Origin of the sequence: Sorangium sp. So ce426 (assembly GCF_051475585.1) — a bacterium.
GTDB classification, from domain to species: Bacteria; Myxococcota_A; Polyangia; order Polyangiales; family Polyangiaceae; genus Sorangium; species Sorangium cellulosum_B.
The window spans coordinates 11,215,331-11,239,326 of sequence record NZ_CP150341.1; the positions used below are offsets into that span (position 1 = coordinate 11,215,331).

Below are 23,996 nucleotides of genomic sequence, written 5' to 3' on the forward strand. Positions count from 1 at the left end.
TCCGAGCTATGGGTTCAGGGGACCCTCTTTTCCTCTCTTTGGTGAGCCTCCCGTCGGGTTTGGGGAATATGGATGCGCAGTGGGAGGAGACCCATGGCCTGGACGCACGGTCCCGTTCGGAAATGTCGGTTGGGTGAAGCTCATGTCCCTGGTGGGATGGATGCCGCCGTTGCCGAACTCCTTGGCGCCGTAAAGCCTGCCGTTCGCGTCCCATCGCAGGACCGTGTGAGGCCGCCCCCCCGCAGCCGGGTCCGGACCACTCACGTGCGGGGGTCGCTGGCTCTCCTTCACCAAGGTTCCATCCGCATATCGCCCTGCGTAGCCATCGGGCTTTGCTGCCTTCGGCGCCTTGGGTGCGGCGGCTTTGACGCCGAGCTTTGGCCCGCCTCCTTTGCCCGCTGGGGTCACCATTGACGCGACAGGCTCAACCTTCTCGATGGCCCCACGGAGCGTCCCGCTCGGATCGACCGTATCGGCGGCATCCTTGATCGTCGCTATCGCTTGCTGCTGCATGTAGGCCTGAGCGAATGCAGCAGGATTGGTCATCACGCTGTACGCCGTGAGGGAGTTCTGGGCCATCTCATGGCCAAGCTTTAGGCTCGACTTGCTGTTGTGGATGGGCTCATTGTGTCGAGGTGCGTTCGCGTACTGCGGCGTAAGGAGCACACCGACGGCTACGGCGGCGACAGCAACCCAGGCGAACTGGCCATCCTTGTCGATGCATACAACGGGGTTGTTGCCCGTATAGGTGTACAGCCAGAGGTTCGAGGGGCTGTAGACGCCGCCGTTCGGCGCCCCCCTCATGTACTGGTCCAGGATCGGATCCGGGCTCAGCCACACCCCGAGCCGCGGCTCATAGCTCCGCGCCCCGTAGTGGTAGAGCCCCGTCGACAGGTCGAGCTCCTTCCCGGTGAACAGGTACGGCTGCCGGTTCTGGAACCGCGAGTCCGTCTGGTCCGCCCACAGCTCCCCGCTCGGCAGGTACTCCACGTGCTGGCTCAGCGCCTGGTCCTGATCGGTGACGTACTGCGTGCTCCCGAGGTGGTCCGGGTGGTAGTACAAGACCGGCGGCCTCTGGAACCAGTCCGCGTCGATCTTGCTCGCGATCCGCGTCTCGCCCGCGAACAGGTGCTTCGTCGCGATCACCCCGTTGCGCACCACGAGGTGCTGGTCGACGTACGCCGTCTCCTCCTCCCCGGCGACCCGGTGCAGGTGGATCCGCCGCTCGCCCGCACCGTCGTACAGCGCCCGCGACATCTCCTGCCCGTTCTCGCTTACCGACACCAGCCGGTTGTCCTCGTCCCAGCTCAGCGTGCGCTGCAGGTTGCCCCGGTACTTCCACTGCTTGTGGTTGCCGTTCGCGTCGTACGACAGCTCCCTCAGCCGCGGCTGCGACTCCGCGGGCACGTACTCGTCCACCTGAGTCGCCGCGTGCGGCCTCGGCCCGGTGTAGCGGTAGTCGTTCCGGTACGTCCGCTCCCGGATCGGGTACTGCATCTGCCAGTTGTTGCCCCCGCTCCGCGCGTACCGGGCGACCTCCTGCCGCTTCGCCGTCGCGTTCCCGAGGACGTCGTAGTCGACGCCCAGCGTGTACCGCTCCTGCTCGTTTCCCCGCTCCTGGTAGATCCCCGACGCCTCCGTCAGCTGGTTCAGGTCGTCGTACGCGAACCGCTGCTGCGTCCGCGCCACCATCACCGCCCCGCCCAGCGACTCGTCGAAAGGCACCTCGTTGTTCAGCTCCCGGATGTTGCCGACGAGGTCATACCGGTAGCGCAGCCGCTGGAACGGCCTCGGCGATCGCCCCATCGACCGCATCTGCGCGCTCTGATGGTCCGCGTTGACCTCCGTCATCCGCCGCGTCGACTCGTCGTACCGGTACTTCGTCTCGATCCCGTTGCCCGCCACCACACGCACCCGCTGCCCGAACTCATCGTACCCGATGTGCCTCAGGTACTCCGTCGTCCTCGGCTCGCTCGGGTGCTGCGGATTGACGCGCTGGTTCTCTCCGACCACCGACACCACCGCGCCGCCTCGGTCGTACCCGTAGCGCACAACCTCCTCGCCCGAGCCGGGGAAGTGGAGCTCCTGCATCCGCCCCAGCGCGTCGAACACGTACTTCATCGTCGCCTGGTACGGCCCCCTATGCGGCTCCCGCAGCCTCGGGAACTCCGAGGTCAGCTCCGCCGTGTTGCCGAACCGATCGTAACGGAAGCTCCGCTTGCCCGCCGCGCTCGTCTCCTCCACCAGCCGCGCCGCTCGGTTGCCTTCCTCATCCCCGGCGTCGTCCGGCTCGCCGTACGTGTAGACAACGTCCTGCGTCACCGGAGTGTCGATCTTCCGCAGCCGGTTGAAGTCGTACTCGTACCGGATCAGCTGCCCTCGCGCCGCGAGCTCCGCCGTCAGCTTCGCCCGAAGGTTCCCGACCAGATCGTAGCGCCACTCCGTGCGGCCCGCGTCGGGGCTGACCAGCGTCACCATCCGGCCCACCGAGTCGTACGTCGCCGTCGTCGCGTTGTTGCGCGCGTCCGTCACCCGCACGAGCTCGCCGAGGGGGCTGTGCTGGTAGCGCGTCACGATCTGCGTCTCCACCCCCTGGATCCGGTTGAACTCCTCCACCGCCGCGATCCGCCCACCCACGTCCCGGTACGTGTTCCGCATCTTCGCGTTGGCGTCGATCACCATCTCCTGAAAGAGCAGCCGTCCTTCCAGCGCCACCAGGTCGTGCTCGATCGCCGTCCGCGCGTAGCCGTCCGGCGCGCTCGTGTCCGGCATGGCGACCTCCCGCACACGCGAGGCCGCGTCGTAACGCGTGAGCGTCGGCCGCAGCAGCGCCAGGCTCACGAAGGCCGTGTCCGGCTCCGCGCTGAAGCCCGGCTGCCCCTGCTCCACCACGCGGCCGAGCGCGTCGAACGCCACCGCACCGCTGACCGTCATCCCGACCTCGGTGCCCGTGCCCGTGTCCCGCTCGTGGTCCTTCTTGGTCTGCAGCACGCGCCCCAGCCCATCCGCGAACGTCATCGTCACGATCGGATCGCCCGGGTGCTCCACGTCCTTGTGGCTCGTCATCGCCCACGCCGGCAGCGCGGCGGTCTGATCCGGCTGGAGCGCGTACTCGAACCCGATCGTCGGCTCGCCCTCGCCCACGAGCGCTTCCGGATCGTACACCGTCGTTGGCGTGCATCCGACCGGCCCGGCGTCCTCGCCGTCCTCCGAAAGGTCGCTCGGCCCCCAGACCTCGGTGAGCCGCCCGAAGTCGTCCACGCGGTGCACCATCGTGTGCCCGTTGACGTCGGTCTCCTGCGCCACCGTGCCATACAGCAGATTCGGCACGCTGTTCGAATGGTACCCGAAGCTATCGCTCGCGCACGTGCGGTAGCTGTGCGTCACGTCATCGTAGCTGTACGTCAGCTTGTAGCTGTTCGGGTCGGTCGACGTCTCGAGGTTGCCGAAGTCGTCGAACTCATAGCTCCACGTGGCCTCCGCGTTCGCGTAAGTCGTCCCATCCGCCCGCTTGCCGCCGGAGATGACGTTCGTGACGGTGTGCAACGCGCCCGTTCCCGGCCAGTACGTCGCCGTTCGCCGGCGCAGCACACGCCCCTGCTCGTCCGTCGTCTCGACGAGCTCCGGCTTTACGATGTAAGCCGAGCCAGGCTCCGTGTACTCCACCCTCTGATGCACGTTGTCGTCCGGCGTATCGGCCTCGCCGTCAGCGTGCAGCTCGATCAGGTTGCCGAGCTCGTCGAAGACCCGCGTCTCGCGCGTGCTCTTGTGCGGCGCGCTCGGGTCGTCGGTCGTCCCCTCGTAGAACGCGCTCCTCCTCTCCGTCTCCCTGGGGAAGAACGAGCCCACCCTGGGCTCCAGCCCCTCGGGCGGCGGCGCGTAGTCGACCTCGTTCACCGTGTGGAGCAGCCCGTCGCCGTCGCGCAGCGTCGAGCGCGCGACCAACCCGCGGCGGTAGACGTCGTGGTTCAGATACTCGACGTCCTCGCTCGACATTGCCGTGACGCCATCCTCGCCGAGCGCCGTCGTCGTCACGAGCCCGTACCCGAGCTCGACCCGCTCCTCCCTGTCGTAGACCCCATCCGCGTGCGTCGCGATGCTCGTCCGGTACGCATGCACCCCGTACACCCCCGGCGCGCCCTCCACGCCGTCGTGCAACGTCACCTCGCTCATCACCCACTGGCTCGACGGCATGTCGACCTGAGGTGCCCTATCCATCTCCCCGAGCGCCCCCTCGCTCGGCACGACCAGGTTGCCCTCGCGCTGGTAGTCCAGCTCGATGCTCCCGCCGAGCGGCCGGCTCACCCGCCGCAAGAGGTTCGTCTTGCCGAGCGCGTTGACCCGCGCGTACACCGTCGCGTCGCCGTCCCGCTTGAGCACGTGATCCTGAAGCCCATCGCCGTCGATGTCCTCGAACGCGAGGTGCGATGAGCCGGCGCCTTCCGAGTAGAACACCGACCCGCCGACGCACACGAAGTAGCAGACATCGACCTTAAAGCTGCCCTCGTAGCTCTCCGACCTGCGGAAGCTCACCGCGTCGCCCCCGCCCATGAACGCGTACTCCGGCGGATCGATCGACACACCCCACGCCCCAGCGGGCCAGGGCTCCTCCGGCGCGAACCGGCTCCCGAGGTTGAGCTGCACCCGGAACCACGACTCTTCCGGGTCCTTCATCACCTTGTCCGGCAGCCCGTCGCCGTTCACGTCCGCGAAGTCCACCACGGTCCGCGCCGTCGTGTACGTGTACCCCGCGCCGGCGGCGGCCACGGTCGCGTCCACGCCGACGCCGACGCTGTTCGCGCCCGTGTCCTCCAGCCGCACAGCGTCCACCCCGGCCGCGTCCGTGAACTCGCTCAAGATGTCGCCGAGCGTCTCGCGCAGCGTTCCCGCGTTGAAGTCGCTCTTTTCGAAGCGCGCCCGCTCCAGCGGCGCCGGCCCCGCGAACCGATGCCCCAGGTTGAACGCCACCTTCATCACCCCGCTCTGGGGATCCTGCGTCACCTGGTCCACCAGACCATCGCCGTTGACGTCCACAAGATCCACGTGTGTGGCAGACAGGCCGTAGCTCGTCCCAACGCGGAATTGCGTGTGCAGGTACCCCTCGAATCGCCCCTCGCTCGTGGTCTTGGAGATCGCCTGGATCTCGCTGTCGACAGTGACCGATGCGCTCCCTTCCAGCCGGATCGCACGGTGCTCGATCCGCCGCAGCGCCTCCGGCAGCGACCAGCTGTCCCGCGGCCCGAACCCTCGCCCCGTATTGAGCACCGCGCCCTCGCGCGTCACGCTGTCGGGCAAGCGATCGCCGTTGATGTCGATGAGGTCCAGGTCCGACGTGGTGCTGCCGAAGCTGTAGCCCGCCCCCAGCGGCCCGAGGTTGGCGCTGATCTCCGCGTTCCACGTCTCCGCGCTGCGCAGCCGGCCGAGCTGACCGTCTCCCCGCCTCACCTTGCCCACGATCGACGGCTTGACCGCATTCCCCCCGACGAACGCCTCCGACGCGGCCGCGCCCCACACCGGCGCGCTCCCCTGCGGCAGCGGCACGGCGAGCGTGAAGCCGCGCTCCGGGTGGAGCGTCGGAAAGGCGATGTCCGCCTCCGAGAACGCGCGATCTCCGTCGAGGAAGCCGACCGACCAGCCATGGAACCCGCCGGCCATCGGGTCCTCTGACCCGGCGCTCGCCGCCGCCTCGGGCGCGAAGACGCCGAGCGACACCGGCTCCCCGTCGATCGTCGCGTTCAGCGCGGCGCCCGTGGGCGGCACCTGCGCGAAGGCCGTGACGAAGATCGGCTCGCCGGCCTGGACCTCCAGGTCGATGTCCACGGGGAATGCCGTCCCAGCAGCGCTCGGCGCGGAATACGCCTGCTTGAAGAGCAGCCGATGCACGCCCTGAACGACCAGGGTCAACGGCTGAGTGAATGTATAGGTCCCCGGCACGAACAGCATTCCCTCGAGCCGCGCTGTCCCCGTGCTCGGCGCGATCCACGGCCGCGGGCGCGTCGCATGCGACCACCTCGCGACAGGCATCGACACATGCGCCCGCTGCTCGATGAGCGCGAGCGGCAGCGGCGCGTCCCCGGGCCCATCGTTGTGCAGCGTGCAGCCGGTGCGGCCGTTCGGCTGCGCGCTGCACTGCACTTGCCCGCGCCGCGGCGCGCCCGTGGCCCGGTCCACGCGCGTGTACTCCTCGTAACGGACCACCGGGCTCCATGCGATGCGCGCCGGGTCATCGGGCAGCTCCGCCTTCACCCGGAACCGGAGGCGATCGCCCGCGAGCACCGGGATCGCGTCGGGCAGCAGCGCGCCCAGCCCGAGCCCGCCGGCGCCCGCATCGACGTGCTGCGGCGTCAGGATCGACTCCGCCGCGGCGCTGCCGCGCTCCCGCACGATCTCCACCCACAGCTCATCGCTCGTCGCCCACTTCGTGAGGTCGCCCGAGATCCGGACACTGCCGTCGGCCGGTGCCACCCACGGCACGTCGGGGCGCCCCGCGAGCCGGTGGTCGTGGCTGTACTCGAAGCGGTGGATCGGCGCCCCGTCCGGCCCCGCCTGCGCGAGCTGCGTTTCGCTCACCTCGTAGGTGATCGACGGGCTCCACGAGACCAGGTCAGCCGCCGTGTCCACGCGCCGCTCGGGGTCGATCGCCGGCGCCGCGCTCACCCGGAAGTAGATCCGGTCGCCCGCGGCCACATGCGTCGTGAGGACCTCGCCGCCGCACCGATGCGCGCCAAGGAGGCACGGAGTCAGCTCGTCCCCGTCGAGCACATCGTCGAAGAGCGGCTCGGCCTCGCCGCTCCGCACGATCTGCACCCGCACCCCATCGCCGCCCGCCTCCTGCTTCTGCAGCGCTCCGCCGATGCGGACGTCTCCCTCGAACGGCGCGATCCAGCGCAGCAGCGGATCGGCAGGATGCAAGTCCTTGCGCGCCGCCTGGGCCAGGTCGGGACGGCCGGACGGCGCGCCGCTCGTGTCGAGCGCGCCCCACGGCTGCTTGCTCCCGAAGCGGCCTCGCCGGTCGTTGAGCGCGGCGTAGACGCCCCCGAGCGGGCCGCCCGACACCAGATCGGGGTAGCCGTCGCCGTTGATGTCCGTGACGATCTGCTCGTCCTCCGTGCTGCTGCGCGTGTACCCCACCGAGCCGCTCAGCGCCGCGACGTTCAGCCCCGCATACACGCTCCATCCCGAGCGGTCCGTCAGGCCGAGATCCCTGTCGGACAAGCCGAGCGCGCTCGCCGCCGTCACATGGCTCCCGGACGCCGCGCGGAAAAGGTTCAGCCCGACATCGCCGCTGTCCTCCAGGAAGTCGGGCATCCCATCGCCGTTGAGGTCGAACACGCTCTTGCGCACCGTCTCGTCGCCGAAGAAGCCGCCCCCGCCGACCGAGATCGAGAACATTCCGATGCCGAGCCCCACCGACGCGCTGCCGCCCGCGGTCGAGTCCTCCGTGCGCGACAGGCCGCTTTTGGCCTTGGCCTGTCCCCAAGCCTCGGCCGCCTGCGCGAACGCCGCCACCTCGCCGGACGCGGTGCGCGGCGCCGTGAAGTACTCGAACGTATGCCGGTACAGCTCCTCGCCGAGCGTCACCTGCCCGCCCGCCTGCCGCGCGCCTCGCCCGTGGAACGCGATGGCCTGCAGCAGGCGCTTGCCGAAATCACCGTCGATGTAATGGAGCGCGTAGCTGCGAACCACGACGTCGCCGAACCGCACGTCCACACGCGAGAGCTGCGTTTCGGTCTGCTCGAGAAAGCCGGGCCTGCCGCTGAGCATGACGTCGGGCCGCCCGCTCTCGGACACGAAGTCCACGGCATAGGCCGCTTCGACCCCTCGTGACGCGTTCGCCGTGTACTCGATGCGCTCGGGGTGCACCTCGATGCGCGGCGGTGGACCGGCCTCGACCTCCCGATCATAGCGGACCCGCATCTGGTTGCCGAACGTGTCGCGCACCTCGTCGAGGTACCAGCGGAACACGTTGCGCGGCTGGCCCGGCCCCGGCTCGGGATCATCGAGCCGCGCGTTCGCGTCGCGGCCATAGACAGCCGTTGTCCCGTCCTTGTCCGTCACCTCCCAGAAGTAGCTGGCCGCCCCGGTGCCGTGCCGCACGATGCGGTCGAACCGCCCTTCCACCCGCCGCCGGAACAGGCACGGGTCGCCGCAGGCGCCGCCTTCGACTTGCACGAGCTCGCTCCCGTCGAGCAGGTAGCGCGGCGCCTCACCCGCCGCGTACGCCGGCACCCCGAAGCGCGTGTCGATCTCGATGCTCGACAGCCGCAGATCCCACCCCACGCCGAGCCAACCGTTGCGGTGCTCGCTGTCGTAGGCGATCGCGAGCGCCGGCTCGATCCCGTTGCGCCCCGGCGGGACCTCGATCGCATGGCTCAGCCGCGCAGCGCCGCTGGAGCTCGCCTCCGGCGGCGCCACCAGCGTCACCGCGGCGAACGGGCTCCCCAGCGCGAGCCCCTTGATGCTGTTCGGATCGAAGCTGCGCGTGCCCGGCGCATCCGGCATCGCGAGCGTGGCATTCACGAAGTCGGTGAAGTGGTCGGTCAGGCTCGCCAGCTTGCCCTTTGCAGCCTCGCCGTCCCGCGCGACGTGCTCCCACTGGCCCAGCGCCTCGTCGAAGTAAAAGCCCGTCACATGCTGCGCGGTCATCCCCGGGGGAATCGCGCGCTCGTCATAAGGCAACGTCAGCCGCACCGGCTTCTTGAACCTGAGCCCGTGCGGCCCGAAGCGGTATCCTCTCCCCCCGGGCGTGACGTTGACCATCGCGCGCCCCATCGGACGCACCTCGCCCTGGTCGAGCGGGCGAATCGTGATCCGCACCGGCTCATCCACCGCGCCTCGAGGGATCTCCAGCACGGCCCCCTCGAACGCCACCACCCGCGCCTCGTCGGGCACCACCATCTCGCCAAACGGCGCCCCCACGTCCTCGACCGGCGGCGCGTCCACACGAGGCCCCAGGGACAGCCCCCCGACACCGTCGCTCGGCAACTGGAAGGGAATCGACGAGAGCGCTACCCCGCCGCCTGGCGGCGACAGCGGCATGAGCCGCGGCTCCGGCGGCCCTGCCAGCGCCAGGCCTTCATGCCCCCGCCCGAGCAGCAGCACCACCACACAGAACAAAGCAAGACGGCACAACCAGCCCGCGTGTCGCATTCGAGACACTCCCGACGCAAGGTCTGTTGAATTCGCGGCCACCTATGTCCCGCATGACCCGCCGTGTCAACACCGACTCGATTACAACCGATTACAGCGCGCCGCCCTCTCCTCGCCTCGCCGGCCGCCTCTCCCTCGATGTCTCGCGCACGCCTCGGCGCAGCAGCATTCAGACGCCTCAGCGCGCCAAACGACCTTGACAGCCACCCTCGATACGCGATCATCCTCCAATTACTCTCAACCAGGAGGGAGCTCATGCCCCCGACACGCACCGTGAAGAACACGCCCGGATCCACGTCTCCCAAGGCCAGGTCGTCCAGCAGGACGCCGGCCGCAACGTCGAAGCGCCCGGCGGCGAAGCCCCACGATCCGACCAGCGAGGAGGCGCTCCTCGCGCTGGACTCGGCCTACGCCTCTGCCCCCGACATGCCTGCGAGCGTCGCGGAGCACGAGCTCACCTCCCTGGCGCGCCTCGCGCACGCGCAGCAATCACGCATGTCGAGGATCGGTATCACCTCCGACAAGGTGGATCTCCTCGCGCGCTTCGCGCGGCGCCTCGGCGCCCTCGAGAAGGGGTGGCAGAGGGCGCGCGGCGCCGTGACGCTCGCGTCTGCGCAGCGCAAGCTCCGCGACGAGGCCGAGGCGCTCGACGCGAAGCTCGTGGCCGGCGGCCGCTGGGGCTGCCGCAACGACGACGCCGCCCAGGCAGAGCTCTCGCGCATCGCCGACGGCTCCGGCCTTTCGGACACCATCCAGGACCTGCGCGATCTCGTCGACTTCTGGTCCGATCACGAGGGCGCGCTCGGCGTGACCGATATCACGACGAAGGATCTCGCGCGGGCCACGGCGCTCGCCGACGCGCTCGAACACGCCGCCGCCAACGAGGCATCGGACGCGAGCGCCGCACACGCGCTGGATCTTCGCAACCGTTGCTTCTGGGCCGCCGACGAGCTCGCCAAGGAAACCCGTGAGGGCGGCCGGTACGCGTTTCGCGACCAGCCCAAGATCGCGGCTAAGTTCGTATCGCGCTACCGGACGAACGTGCGACGGCGCTCCCGCAGGAAGGCCCAGACCACCGAACCCGCCGCCGCTCCCGAGCTGAGCCCGCAAGCATAAGTTCTCCCACGGGCGCCATTCGCTCGCTCCCGCGCCCGATCCTCTCACGCTGGCGGCCGATCCTCTCGCTCCCGCGCCCGATCCTCTCACCCCGGCAGCCGATCCTCTCGCTCCCGCGCCCGATCCTCTCGCTCCCGCGCCAAGAGCTCTCTCTTCCTCTCCTCTGCCCCCTCACCGGCTCTCTCTCACCCATCCGCTCCACGCGTCGAGCCCGCACGGGTGCCGCTTCGCCCCGGACGCGCATCTCCCTCGCGCGCGTTCCGCGCCGCATTCCCTGCGCCGAGGCGAGCCTTGCGCTGCAGCGCCCCCTGCGCTTTGATGCCCGCCCTTCCCCATCCGAGGTGGAACGAACCATGGCGACCCTTGGCGACCTTCGCGAGCGCATCGACAGCATCGACGACCGGATCCTCGATCTCCTCGCCGAGCGGGCCGAGGTGGCCGTCGAGGTCGCGCACGCGAAGCGCGCGGCGAACGCCACGCAGTTTCACGACCCGGAGCGGGAGCGGCGCGTGCTCACCCGCCTGCAGGCGAAGGGCGCGGGCCGCTTCCCGGGCGACGCCATCCGGGTCGTCTTCCGGGAGGTGATGAGCGCCTGCCTGTCGCTCGAGGAGCCCATGAAGGTGGCCTTTCCGGGGACGGAGGGCGCCTTCGCGGAGGTCGCGGCGCGGCACCTGTTCGGGCTGGCCGCGCGCTACCGCGAGACGGGCACCATCGAGGGCGTCTTCGACGCCGTGCGCGCGGGCGAGGCGGCCTGCGGCGTCGTCCCCGTCGAGAGCTCGACCGACGGCTCGGTGACCCTGACGGCGGACGCCCTGATCGAGAGCGACCTCCAGATCCGGCAGGAGCTCGTGCTCGACGTCGCCTATTGCCTGTTCAGCAAGGCGGAGGGGCTGAGCGGCGTCGCGCGCGTCCACGCGCACCCGCACGCGCTCTCGCAGTGCCGCCTCTGGCTCGCGAAGCACCTCCCCGGCGCGCAGATCGTCCAGACCGTCTCCGCGGCCGCGGCGGCGCACGAGGCCCTCGGCGACCCCGCCGCGGCGGCGATCGGCAGCCGCGGGGCGGGCGAGCTCTACGGGCTTCCGCTCCTGCGGGAGCGCATCCACGACCGCGCCGAGAACGCGACGCGCTTCATCGTCATCGCCCCGGCCGACGCGCCCGCCACGGGCGCGGACAAGACCTCGATCGTCTTCTCCGTGCAGGAGGAGCCCGGCGCGCTCCGCCGGGTCCTCGCCATCTTCGACGACGCGGGCATCAACCTGACCCGGATCGAGTCGAGGCCCAGCCGGCAGAAGCACTGGGACTACGTCTTTCTCGTCGATCTGGAAGGCCACCGGAGCGATCCGCGCGTCGCCGACGCGATCGAGCGGCTCCGCGCGCGCTGCGAGATGGTCAAGGTGCTCGGGAGCTACCCGCGGTCGACCGGCGCGCGCTGAGGCGCGGGCGCGGCCATCCCGCCGAGCCGCGACGGGGGATGGTGCCCCGCGGCGAAGGGTGATAATTTTCCGCGCCCGTGCCGGCCGCGTCGCTCGCGCTCGCCCTCCGCGCTGCCCGAACGGCCGCGAGCGCGGCTGCCGGCACCCTGCTGGCCGCCGTCTCCCTGCCCGCCGCAGCGGGCGAGCCGCCCGCCGCCGGCGAGCCGGTGCTCGTCCTCGCCGCCTTCCCGGGCGCCGGCGGCATCGACAAACGCGCCCTCGACCTCGTCGTCGCCCATATCCGCCCCGTCGGCGTCCGCGTTCAGATCGTCCGCCCCGGCACACCGAGACCCGTGCTGCAGACGCTCCTCCCCGAGGCCAACGCGCTCGCCGACGCGTGGGACGCGCGGGGAGTGCTCTGGATCGACGCCGGCGCGAGCGACGAGCTCGCCCTGTACGTGGTCGAGCGCGACGGCGAGCAGATCTACGGCCGCCGCATCCCGGTCTTGCCCGGGCAGACCGCCACCGCCCTCGAGTCGCTCGCCAACATCGCCGGCGCGGTCGCCGAGGAGCTCCGCGAGGGCCACGTCGCCGGCCTGGCCGAGGTGAAGGTCGCCCCGGCCGCGCCGGCTCCAGCGGCTCCGCCCGAGCCCGACGGTGCCCCCGGGCTCGCCGCGTCCCCCGCATCCCCCGCGGCGCCCGCGGCCACCGCGCCCGCGGACGCCGCGCTGGACCTGCAGCCGCCCGCGGGCCCGCCGTCGCCATCCACGGGCGCCCGCCGCGAAGCGAGCCCGCTGCCCACGTTCGCCGTCCTCGCCGGCTACGCCGGCGCGAGCTTCAGCAGCGCCGCGCCCTGGCAGAGCGCCGCCGCGCTCCGCGCCTCCTGGGCGCCGGTGGACTACGCCGTCCTCGGCCTGGGGTACGAGCTGATCCCCTCGACCTCCCTCGGCAACGAGCAGTCCACGTTCGAGCTCTTGCGCCACCCGGTGATCACGACCGGCCAGGTCCGCGTCAGGCTCCCCCTGGGCCTCGACCTGCAGCTCGGCGCGCGCGCCACCGTCGATATCGTCGAGCGCGTCCCCGAGGAAGGCACGACCCAGCAGGCGCTCGAGCAGCCACCCCCGTTCCCGCCACCTCCCGGTCATTTCCCGCCAGCGCCGCCCCCGTGGCGGTGGCCGAGGATGTTTCCGCAGCAGCTGCCGCCGCCCGAGGCCCGCACCGACGTGCTCGTGAGCGTCGCGCCTGTCGCGGAGCTCGGGGTCCCGCTCACCGGGTGGCTCCGCCTCAAGACGACGCTGGGTGTGGACGTGCTCCTGACGGAGCCTGACGCCACCGTACACCCGGCCCTCGCGCTTTCAGCCAATCCGGTGCGGATCCTCGCCGGCGTCGGGCTCGAGCTCGGCCTCGACATGTCGGCCCCGCCGGCCCCCGCGGGCATGGTCAGGAAATGACCACCCGCGCCGCATGACCCAACACGAAAGGAAAATTGACCCGCTTCGGGCCGTGCGTCGCACCAGGACGATGCGATGGACGCTGAGCACGCGCGAGCTCTCTCCAGGAGCCTCGGCCCCCTGCCCGAGCCGCTCCTGGCCAGCGCCATGACGCGCCCCGTCCCCGCACCGCCGCCTGCCCCGTCGACCGCCGTGTCCTCGCCGTCTGAGCTCGAACGGATGCGCCACGCCGGCGCGGGTGACCCGGAGGCCCAGGCCTGGCTCATGACGCACGTGATCTCGCGGGTCCGCCGGATCGCGCGGACGTTCCTCCGCAGCGCGGCCGACGCCGACGACGCCGCGCAGCTCGCCCTGCTCGCGATCCTCGAGAGCGCGTCGAGCTACCGCGGCGACGCCGCCGTCGAGGCCTGGGCCAGGCGCGTCGCCGTCCGGACGATCCTCCGGTACGCAAGGCAGCAGCGCAGGGAAGGCGCGCCCGTGGCCCCGGAGAGCGCGATCGACGAGGAGATCGCCCAGGCGCCGCACCAACCCCCGTTCGAGGCCCTCCCGCGCGAGGCGCGCGCGTACCTCGACGAGCTGCCGGAGGCGCAGCGCCATGTGATCCTCCTGCACCACGCGCTCGATTACTCCATCGAGGAGATCGCCGGAATGACCGAGGTCAGCGCCGATACGGTGAAGAGCCGGCTGCGCCTCGGGATCGGCGCGCTCCGCAAGCAGGTGCGACAGGACCTCGCCGTCGGCCGGAAGAGAGCATCATGACAGGGACGCAGAAGTCCGAGATCGATCTGGATCTCCTGCCCGCGATCCTCGCCGCGGAGGCGCGCGGCGAGCCGATCCGCCCCGAGGACGCGGAGCTCCTCCGCCGCGCCGAGCAGGACGACCCCGAGCTCCGCGGCGAGGCGCCGCTCTGGGCCGCCATCGGCAGGCTCGGCGACGCGCGCGGCGACGGCCGCGAGCTCAGCGACGCCGCCATGCTGCAGCAGGTGCTCGCGCGCGCCCGCCTCGGGCCCGGGGGCGCCCGCGTCGAGCCCCACGCCGCTCGCCTCGACCCGAGGGGCGCCCGCGTCGAGGCCGCGCCCGAGAGCACGGCGCGGCTGCGCGCGGCGCCTCGGCCGATGCTGCGGCGCGGGATCGCCGGGTCGCTCGCGGGCGTCGCCGTCGCGGCGACGCTCCTGGCCGCGCTCGCGGCGGAGCTGTTCGACGGGCCCGCGCAGGCGCCCCCGCCGACGCCGAGCGAGGCGCTCGATCCGAGCGGCGCGCGGCGCACGGTCCTGAGCCTCCCCACGCTCTCGGTGCCGGAAGCGCCTCCGCCAGGCGCCGGCGCGCCCACCGGCAAGCCCTCGCCAGGCGCCGGTGAGCCCTCGCCAGGCGCCGGCGCGCCCTCGTCAGGCGCCGACGCGCCCAGCGGCGAACCGCCACCCGGCGCGAGCGCGCCCGCCGCCGCGCCGTCGCCCGGCGCCGGCGCGCCCACCGGCGAGCCCGCGACCGCCAGCGCCGCCAGCGCCCGGGATCGCGCGCAGCAGCCGCCCAGGCCGCGCGCGGAGGAGCCCGCGACGGGCCCGCAAGCGCTGCTCCTGCGCGCGCAGACCCAGCTCGGCCAGGGGAAGAGCGCCGAGGCGAACGCCTCCTACCGCGCCCTGCTCGCGCAGTACCCGGCGAGCCCCGAGGCGCGGGCGGCCCTGGTGTCGCTCGGGCAGATCGCGCTCCACCAGGGCAAGGCGGCGGAGGCGCTCGGCTACTTCGATCGCTACCTCGCCGGCGCCGGCGGCCCCCTCGCCGCGGAGGCCCGGGTCGGCCGGGTGCAGAGCCTGCGCCGGCTCGGGCGGGCGGCCGACGAGCGCGCGGCCATCGCCGACTTCCTCGCGCGTCACGGCGAGAGCGTCCACGCGCCGCGGCTGCGCGCGCGCCTGTCCGAGCTCGGCGGCGGCTGAGCGCAGGGGCCTGACGCCGGATCGCCGGCGTCCGCGCGGTGGGGCTTCTTCAAAAAAGATTGACCCCTGATCCCGCCGCGTCGCCACCTGGCCATCGAGATGTCGCAAAACCTTTGCCGAATTGAAAAATTCTCTTCACGAGGCGGATGGCGCGCCGGCGTCCTTGGCGGGGTCGTGGCCCTCGCGGCGCTCGCCTGCTCGAGCTCCGGGGGTGGTACCAACGACCCGTCGGGCTCGGGGGGCTCGGCCGGCGGCCCCGGCGGCTCCGGCGGCTCCACCGGGTCGGGCGAACCGACCGGCGACCCCATGAAGCTCGTCGGCGCCTTCCAGGTGCGCTCGTTGCCGGCCGCCGAGCCGGGGACGGGCAGCACGTCGGTGATCGGGAAGATCTACGACGGCCCCACGCCCTCGCAGCTCGTCTGGGAGGTGCAGGCCGAGGAGGATGGCTGTCAGCTCCTCACGCCGCGCGTCCCGTTCTGCAACGAGCCCTGCGGGGGCAGCGCCGTCTGCGTGGAGGACGACACGTGCCAGCCCTACCCGGCCGCGCACAGCGCCGGCAACGTGACGGTGACCGGCTTGAACCTCGAGTCGGGCGAGGCGTCCCTCGTCATGAGCCCCACGGCGAACAACTACCAGCCTCCCGCCGGCGTGAAGCTCCTCTACCCGCCCGTCGACGAGGGCGATGTGCTCCGCTTCGAGGCGAGCGGCGATTTCTTCAGCGCCTTCACGGTGGAGACCAAGGGCGTGAGCCCCCTCGAGCTCCTGAGCGAGACGATAGAGCTCAAGCCCGAAGAGCCCCTGCACATCGAGTGGACCCCGCCGGGGCAGGCCGACATCGCCAGGCTCCACGTGAAGCTCGACATCAGCCATCACGGGGGAACGAAGGGGATGATCGAGTGCAACGTCGACGACACCGGCTCGCTCGATGTCCCGGCATCACTCGTCAAGCAGCTCCTCGACCTCGGCGTCGCGGGCTTCCCGACGATCATCGTCACGCGCAGGTCCGTGGGCTCCACGACGATCCCGGCCGGCCGGGTCGATCTGGTCGTCTCGTCCCAGATCGAGCGGGCGGTGGTGATCGCGGGGCTCACGTCGTGCAACGACGACTCGCAGTGCCCCGAGGGCCAGACCTGCCAGAGCGATCTCACCTGCAAGTGAGCCTCGCCGATCCGCGGCGCGGCCGACCGTCTAGCTTAACAAGGAAAAGGACACAGAGACCATGACACGCACTTATCGCCCCTTGCTGCTGCCCCTCGCCCTCGCGCTGCTCTCCCCTGTGGTCGGCGTCGGCTGCTCCGGTTCGGACTCGGATGTGGGCGCCTCGGGCGACAGCTCGACAAGCACCTCGTCCAGCTCCGGCGGCAACACCTCCTCGTCCAGCTCCGGCGGCAACAGCACCTCCTCGTCGTCCAGCGGCAACACCTCCTCGTCCAGCTCCGGCGGCAACAGCACCTCCTCGTCGTCCAGCGGCAACACCTCCTCGTCCAGCTCCGGCGACCCCACCACCTCGTCCAGCTCCGGCGGGACGACCGAGAAATTCAGCTTCTTCGTGACCAGCCTCGTCGCCCTGCAGGAGCTGTCGGGCTCCCAGGACGGCTTCGGCGGCGATCTCCGCTTCGGAGAGACGGGCCCCGGCGCCGGGCTCCGCGGCGCGGACAAGATCTGCGCGACCATCGCCGAGAAGAGCATGCCCGGCGCGGGGAGCAAGCAGTGGCGCGCCTTCCTGAGCGCCGTCGCAGGGGAGGACGGCAAGCAGGTCGACGCGATCGATCGGATCGGCGAGGGTCCCTGGTACGACCGGCTAGGCCGGCTGCTCGCCAACAACAAAGAGGAGCTGCTCAACGACCGCCCCTCCGCGGCCGACCCTGCGATCATCGACGATTTTCCGAACGAGGACGGCGTCCCCAACCACCAGCCCGATCCGAGCCAGCCCGAGGTGGACAACCACGACATGCTGACGGGGACGAACGACAAGGGACAGCTCTACAGCGCGACCGCGACCTGCAAGGACTGGACGGCCAAGTCGGGCGACACGAGCGAGGGGCGGCCGCGCGTCGGTCACTCGTGGCCCAGGAACTTCGGTGGCGGGGGCTCCACCTGGCCCGGCGGCAGCAGCGGGGCCGGCGGCCCCGGCGGCCCCGGCGGCAGCACCGGCGCCGGCCCCGGCGGCAACATCAACATGGCCAACTGGATGTCGTCGCTCGACGAGGCGGGGTGCGCGCCGGGCATCAACCTCCTGGAGCAGGGGGGGCCGCTGCCCGGCACGGTCACCGTCGGGTCCGGCGGCGGTTACGGCGGGTTCTACTGCTTCGCGCTGACGCCCTGAAGCCCTGAAGCCCTGATACCTTGACGCCTTGACGCGGGATCACCGGCGCGCGCCGCTGCTCGGTCAGCATCCTTATCTCAGGAGGAATCATGTACAAAGGCACTCGCATCACGTCGATCGTCGCGCTCGCCTTGCTCGCCTCGGCGCTCCCGGGCGCGTGCGGCGGCGGCGGCACGGACGACCCCGGCGTGACCGAAGAGGTCTGCGAACGCACGGACGCCGGTGAAACCACGGAGTTCTTGAAGCGCGTCGGGTGCGCCGCGGACTTCGAGGCGCTCGCCTCGGTGCCCATCGACGCCAGCCTGCCCGGCGCGCGGTCGGTCAAGGTCGTGCTGGATCAAGCCGATCAGAACGCGCTGTATTTCCAGAACAGCGTTCTCTACCTGATCCACTACGACTTCGTGTCATCGCACCTCTCGGGCGACGCGCTGCCCATCGTCCCGCCCCTCGCCGAGTTCAACGCGACCGAGTACTTCACGCCGGATCGCCGCTTCGTCCTCGGCGCGGTGACGCACTACGAGGGCCCCGGCGTGTGGGCCGTCGAGCTCTCCCCCTACGACACCGCGTCCGCGGACATGATCGCCACCCTGTTCAGGGCGGTCAAGGCGGCCTCCTTCTTCGGGTCGAAGCTCGCCTTCCACCCGACGTCGGAGGCCGTCGCGGCCGAGGCGAAGAAGCTCCCCGCCGACATCCCCGTGGTCAGCACCGGCGATCTCTACGCCGGGATCGACTACCAGCCGCTCTCGCTGGGCACGGCGGTGGGCCGGCTCCACTTCGCGAAGGCGGCGGATCTCGCCACGGAGTACCTGTCCCACCAGGACATCGTCGTCCTCGACGAGGCGCCCAACGACATCTCGGTCGTCCAGGGGATCATCACCGAGGAGTTCCAGACGCCGCTCTCGCACGTCAACGTGCTGTCCCAGAACCGGCGCACCCCCAACATGGGGCTGCGCAACGCCATGAACCACCCCGACCTGCTCGCGCTGAAGGACAAGCTCGTCGAGCTCACCGCGGGGCCGACGTCCTGGAGCGTCCGCGAGGTCACCGAGGCGGAGGCCGAGGCGTTCTGGGAGGCGCACAAACCCACGCCCGTCACGCTCCCCGAGATGGATCTGACGGTCACCGATCTGCGCGACCTCGAGGAGGTGACCCCCGATCCGCCGGAGGGCGAGACGCTCCGGGACGCGATCAAGAAGGCCGTGCTCGCCTTCGGCGGCAAGTCGGCCCACTACTCCATCCTGGCCAGGATCCCCGAGGTCCCCATCCAGAAGGCCTTCTCGATCCCGATGTACTACTATGACCAGTTCATGAAGCAGAACGGGTTCTACGAGCAGATCGACGCGATGCTCGCCGACCCGAAGTTCACCACCGACGCCGCGGCCCGCGACAAGCAGCTGAAGGCGCTCCGCGACGCCATGAAGACCGCGCCCGTCGACGCCGAGCTCCAGGAGCTCCTCAGGGCGAAGATCGAGGCGGAGTACGCCGGGCACCCGATGCGCTTCCGCACCAGCACGAACAGCGAGGATCTCGACGGGTTCCCGTGCGCCGGCTGCTACGACTCGAACACCGGCGATCCGACGGACTGGGAGGACGTCCTCGACGCCATCCGCAAGACGTACGCGAGCGCCTGGAAGCTCCGCACCTTCGACGAGCGCACCTATTACGGCATCGACCACCGGACCATCGGGATGGCCTTGCTCGTGCACCACAACTTCCCGGACGAGGAGGCGAACGGCGTGGCCATCACCAACAACCCGTTCGACACGGCCGGGGTCCAGCCCGCGTTCTACGTCAACGTGCAGTTCGGCGGTGACGTGGAGGTGGTCGCCCCGCCCGCGGGCGTGACGAACGACGCGTTCCTCTACTTCTTCAACCAGCCGAACCAGCCGGTCACCTACCTGACGCACTCGAGCCTCATGCCGGAGGGCCAGACCGTCCTCTCGACGGCGCAGGTCCACCAGCTCGGCGTGGCGCTCGACGCCATCCACGAGCGGTTCTCCCCCGCGTACGGGCCGGCGAGCGGCAACGACGGCTGGTACGCGATGGACGTGGAGTTCAAGTTCGACGACGACGCGAACCCCGACGAGCCGCCGACGCTCTACATCAAGCAAGCGCGCCCCTACCCTGGCCGCGGCGCCGCCTCCGGGGCGCCGTGACGCGGACGCGCGAGGATGGCGTGGATGGCGTGGATGGCGTGGCTCGCGTAGATGACGTAGATGGCGTGGATGGCGCCGGGCGCGCGCCGCGCCCGGCGATCGCCCCGGGAAAGAGCGGCTCGCCGTGATAGACTGGCTCGGATGGGTCACCCAGGGGAGCGCCACGGACTTCCGCAGGGCGGTCGTGGCGCTCCTGCTGGCGTTCGGGCTCGGCCAGGCGGTCGCGCTCGTCTACATGGCCACGTTTCGCGGGCTCTCCTACTCCCGCTCGTCCGTGCACAGCATGGCGATGGGCAGCGTCATCACCTGCATGCTGATGCTCTCCGTGGGCAGCAGCATCGCCGCCGGCATCGGCGTCGCCGTGGGCCTGAGCGCGATCCGGTTCCGCACGACCATGCGCGATCCGCGCGACGTCATGTTCATCTTCGCCGCCCTCGGCGTCGGCATCGCCTGCGGGCTCCAGGCGATCGGCGCGGCCCTCGGCGGGACGGCGATCTTCGCCGCCGGGACCTTGGTCCTCCATTTCACCGGCTGGGGCTCGCGGCGACAGCCGGATGGCCTGCTCCGCTTCACCGCGCCCGCCGTGCCCGAGGTGGAGGACGCGCTCGCGAGGGTGCTCCGCGCGCACTGCCGGACCTTCTCGCTGGTGACGCTCAGGGAGGCTGCGCAGGGGACCGTCATGGAGCATGCTTACCAGCTCACCATCCTCGCGCCCGAGCTCCGCTCGGCGCTCGTCGCGAAGCTCCAGGCGATCCCGGGCGTGCAGGATGTCTCTCTCATGCTTCAGGAGCCGACGCTGGATCTCTAGCGGCCGAGGTCCATCGCGGAGGATGCCTGTCGTTCACGCCCTCGTGGGCGCTCTCGCTTCGTTGACGCAGCCGCCGCCGTCATCACCGCGCAAGGATCATCGATGTACAGCTACCAGCGACTCCGCGCGGCGCTCCAGGACGCCGCCCCCGCGATCACCTTCGTGCTCACGCTCGGCGCCGCCCTGTGGCTCCACGTGGGCAGCGGCCCGCACGGGCGGGTCTTCGGCTACGCGGAGGCGCTGCCCGAGGTGCTCTCGCCGGTCGAGACCGCCCGGGTGGCCTCCATCGACGTGACCGTCGGCGAGGAGGTCGAGGCCGGGCAGATCATCGCGACGCTGGACACGTCGGTGATCGACGCCGAGATCGCCGTCGCCAAGGCGGAGAAGACCCAGGTCGAGGCCGATCTGAACATGGAGCTCGCCCTCCTCGAGCAGGAGCTCGACACGAACCGCGAGACGGTCGAGCGCCACCTCGCGGTGCACCGCGAGGAGCAGCGCCGGGCGGTCGCCGAGGCGAAGGTGCTGGACAGCGAGATCTCGCGGATGAAGCAGCTCATCGAGGACCGGCAGGCGGTGCTCGACGACCTGACGAAGCTCGACCTGCAGCACGCGACGGTCACGGCGATCGCCAGCGAGAAGCCGCGGACGCTGAGCGTCCTCACGGAGCAGCTCAAGGCGACGGAGCGGCGGCGGAACGGCCTCCGGGACCGGACGTCGGGGCTGGCGGCGAAGCTCGACGCCGACGTGCGCGTCGCGACCGAGAACATCGCGATGCTCGAGCAGCGGCGCGCGAGCTACGTGCTGCGCGCCGCGAACGCGGGGCGGGTCATCTCCATCGACAGGCAGCCCGGCGACGTGGTCCCGGCCGGGATGCCCCTGGTGCAGCTCCTGAGCGCGCGCACGGGCGCGCGCGCGGTCGCCTGCGTCCCCGAGCGCTTCGCCCTCGGCGTCAGCGACGGGGACGCCGCCGAGCTCTACGTCCGGGGCCAGCTCGGCGACCCGATCCCGGGCACGGTCATCTCGGTGGGCCCGCTCGTCTCCCAGCTCCCCCCGCGCTGCTGGCTCACGCCGGAGCTGCCGGCGTGGGGCCGCGTCGTCACCATCTCGCTGGACGCGCCGATGGCGCTCGTCCCCGGCCAGGCCTTCGACATCACGTTCGACGCGCGCCGCGGCGCGGCCCCCGCCCAGCCGCCACCGCCGAAGCCCACCACGACCGCGCCGAAGGCCGGCGCCGCGCCGAAGGCCGGGGCGGTCGCGTCGCAGTCCCCCATGAAGGTGCCCCCGACCCTGGCGAGCCGGACGCGCTTCGAGCCGTCCGGCGTCCTCGCGCGCCCCGGCGAGTCCCGGTACCTCGTCGTCAGCGACGACACGGGCCACGAGCAGAACAACGAGGGCGCGCCGTGGCTCTTCGCGATGTCCCCGGGCGGCGCCGTCGCCGCGGATCCGGTGCTGGTGAGCGGCGTCGACGAGCTGAGCGACATCGAGGGGATCGCGGCCGGCGACGCGGGCGAGATCTACCTCCTGTCGTCGCAGAGCTACAGCAAGAAGGGGAAGCGCAAGTCGGAGCGGACCGCGCTGCTGCGCCTCCGCCAGGACGGCCAGGGCTTCCGCGTCGACGGCGGGATCCACCTGGCCGAGGTCCTCGACGCGGACCCCGCGCGCGCGGCGGCGCTCGGCCTCCCCGACGGGACGCGGGCGCTCGACATCGAGGGCCTCGCCTTCCGGCAGGGCGCCCTGTACCTCGGGCTGAAGGCGCCGCTCGACGCGCAGGGCAACGCGATGATCTGGCGGGTCGGCTCCCCGAGCGCGCTGTTCGGCGAGGGGGCCGCGGCGGTCGAGGCCGCGAGCGCGAAGAAGAAGCACCGGCTCGCGGCCGAGGCGGCGCGCTTCGACGCGGCCCGCGTCTCGCTGTGGGCCCGCGCGCGCGTCGACGTGGAGGTCGCCGGGAAGCCCACGCCGGGCGGCATCTCGGAGCTCGTGTTCATGCCGGACGGCGCGCTCGCCATGACGTCCACGCCCTCGACGGCGGACGGCGACGCCGGCGCGCTGTGGCGGGTGGATCGCCCCGAGGGCGGCGTCCTCTCGCCGCGCCTCGTCCAGCGGTTCCCTGGGCTCAAGCCCGAGGGGATCTCGCCGTCGCTCACGCCGGGCTCGCTGACGATCGTGTTCGACGCCGGCAGCGCCGCGCCCTCGTTCGAGGAGCTCTCGTGGGGCCCGTGAGCCAGCGCTGCCGCCGCGCGGCGATCCCCGTCATGGTGCTCTGCGCGGCCCTCTCGGGCTGCTCTTCCTCGCCGAGGCCGGCGGCGTCCGACCGCGCGATCGCCCTCTACCGCGAGGGCCGCGCGCCCGCCGGCGCGCCGGCGCTCCGCCGCGCGGGCCCGGGCGCGTCCAGCGCGGGGCCGCTCGCGATGACCGTGGAGGACGCCGTCGCCTGGGCGAGGGACCACAGCGCCGAGCTCGCGGCGCAGAACGCGCGCGCCGAGGCGGCCGCGGCGCAGGTCGACGCGGAGGACCACCTCGAGAACCCGGAGCTCCGCATCACGAACATCGAGCTCCAGCGCATCCGCGAGCGCGAGCCGCGCGTGAGCACCGCGCTCCGCTTCCCGGTGGCCCGCCCGGGCGAGGTCGACGCGAACGTCGCGGAGGCGCGCGTGGACGAGGCCAAGGCGCTCGCCGACGCGCGCGAGATCGAGGTCGCCCTCGAGGCCGACATCCGGTTGCTGTTCGACGAGGTGCTGCTCTTCGACGCCGAGATCGCGGCCGCCGACGCGGTGGCCGAGGCGCGCCGGTCGCTCGCCACCTGGATGAAGGGGCAGCTCGCGGCCGCGCGGACGACGGCGGTCGACGAGGCGATGACGGAGCTCACCGCCGTCGACGCGGAGCAGGACGGCGTGGATCTGCGCGCGCAGCGGAGCGCGGCGCTCGCGGCGCTCCTCTCGCGCATGGGGCTCGATCCTGCCGTGCCCGTGCGCCTCATCGGCGCGCCGAAGAGCGCGTGGCCTCCCCCGGAGCTCCCCACGGAGGAGGAGGCCGTCGAGCTCGCGCTCAAGCGCCGCCCCGAGATCGAGCTCGCGGCCGCGCAGGGCGACGCGGCGGACGCGGCGCTCCAGGCCGAGCGCGCCGCGCGGTGGCCGTGGCTCTCCTTCGTCGAGGTCGGCTACGACTTCCGGCGAGAGAACGAGCTCGGCCTCGGGTGGACGTTCGGGCTTGCCATCGAGCTTCCGGTGTTCGACACGCACCGCCCGGCCGTCGCCGCGGCGGACGCGGCGCGCAAGGCGGAGCAGCGCTCGCTCGGCGCCGCGGTCGAGCTCGTGACGCGCGAGGTGCGGACGAGCCTGGCCGAGGCCCAGGCCACCCGGACCCTCGTGACCGAGCTACGGCGCCGGATGACCCCTGCCGCCGAGCGCGCGGGCGTCGAGGCGCAGCGGGCGATCGAGGGCCGCAACGTCGACGTGGGGCGGGCGCTCGAGATCGACGAGCGCCGCGTGCGCCTGGAGCTCCGGCTGCTGCGCTTCGTGCGCCGCTACTGGACCGCGGTCGGCGAGCTCCGGCACGCGGTCGGCGGCCGGCTCCCCGCCGAGGCGGGCGCTCATCGCCGGAAGGCGGAGGGGACGGAGAGGAGGAGAGATGCTCAGCAGTAAGCCGC

12 protein-coding genes are annotated in these 23,996 nt (G+C 71.7%); 11 read left to right on the forward strand and 1 reads right to left on the reverse strand.

The features are described from left to right. Nucleotides 1-6: 6 nt before the first annotated feature. Nucleotides 7-9,108 (reverse strand): SpvB/TcaC N-terminal domain-containing protein, encoded by a 9,102-nt coding sequence (locus WMF44_RS42080; protein WP_437295688.1) that lies wholly within the window; start codon nt 9,106-9,108, stop codon nt 7-9. Nucleotides 9,109-9,405: 297 nt separating this feature from the next. Here WMF44_RS42080 and WMF44_RS42085 point away from each other — a divergent pair, with 297 nt between their 5' ends. The 11 genes from WMF44_RS42085 (at nt 9,406) to WMF44_RS42135 (ending at nt 23,991) form a co-directional block, all read left to right on the forward strand. After that, nucleotides 9,406-10,266 (forward strand): hypothetical protein, encoded by an 861-nt coding sequence (locus tag WMF44_RS42085; RefSeq protein ID WP_437295689.1) that lies wholly within the window; start codon nt 9,406-9,408, stop codon nt 10,264-10,266. Between the two features lie 353 nt (nt 10,267-10,619). Next, nucleotides 10,620-11,699, forward strand: a complete 1,080-nt coding sequence (gene pheA, locus WMF44_RS42090; RefSeq protein WP_437295690.1) for a prephenate dehydratase — start codon at nt 10,620-10,622, stop codon at nt 11,697-11,699. A gap of 77 nt (nt 11,700-11,776) precedes the next feature. After that, complete coding sequence (locus tag WMF44_RS42095) at nt 11,777-13,129, forward strand: hypothetical protein (RefSeq protein WP_437295691.1); 1,353 nt, start codon at nt 11,777-11,779, stop codon at nt 13,127-13,129. A gap of 192 nt (nt 13,130-13,321) precedes the next feature. After that, entirely contained in the window at nt 13,322-13,888 is a 567-nt protein-coding gene (locus WMF44_RS42100) for an RNA polymerase sigma factor (RefSeq protein WP_437295692.1), read from the forward strand. Beyond that, the gene (locus WMF44_RS42105) at nt 13,885-15,060 is read left to right on the forward strand and encodes a tetratricopeptide repeat protein (RefSeq protein ID WP_437295693.1); all 1,176 of its coding nucleotides are present in this window, start codon (nt 13,885-13,887) and stop codon (nt 15,058-15,060) included. Before WMF44_RS42100 ends, WMF44_RS42105 begins: the two co-directional genes overlap by 4 nt. A gap of 174 nt (nt 15,061-15,234) precedes the next feature. Next, the gene (locus WMF44_RS42110) at nt 15,235-16,218 is read left to right on the forward strand and encodes a hypothetical protein (RefSeq protein WP_437295694.1); all 984 of its coding nucleotides are present in this window, start codon (nt 15,235-15,237) and stop codon (nt 16,216-16,218) included. A 61-nt stretch (nt 16,219-16,279) separates the two neighbouring features. Further along, entirely contained in the window at nt 16,280-17,386 is a 1,107-nt protein-coding gene (locus tag WMF44_RS42115; protein WP_437295695.1) for a hypothetical protein, read from the forward strand. A gap of 89 nt (nt 17,387-17,475) precedes the next feature. Beyond that, the gene (locus WMF44_RS42120) at nt 17,476-19,542 is read left to right on the forward strand and encodes a PEP/pyruvate-binding domain-containing protein (RefSeq protein ID WP_437295696.1); all 2,067 of its coding nucleotides are present in this window, start codon (nt 17,476-17,478) and stop codon (nt 19,540-19,542) included. A gap of 124 nt (nt 19,543-19,666) precedes the next feature. Further along, a complete protein-coding gene (locus WMF44_RS42125; protein ID WP_437295697.1) occupies nt 19,667-20,350 on the forward strand; it encodes a DUF4956 domain-containing protein in 684 nt (227 codons plus the stop codon). 102 nt (nt 20,351-20,452) lie between these two features. Next, nucleotides 20,453-22,570 (forward strand): DUF3616 domain-containing protein, encoded by a 2,118-nt coding sequence (locus tag WMF44_RS42130; protein ID WP_437295698.1) that lies wholly within the window; start codon nt 20,453-20,455, stop codon nt 22,568-22,570. After that, a complete protein-coding gene (locus WMF44_RS42135; protein WP_437295699.1) occupies nt 22,558-23,991 on the forward strand; it encodes a TolC family protein in 1,434 nt (477 codons plus the stop codon). The genes WMF44_RS42130 and WMF44_RS42135 overlap by 13 nt, the downstream gene beginning before the upstream one ends. Nucleotides 23,992-23,996 lie beyond the last annotated feature (5 nt).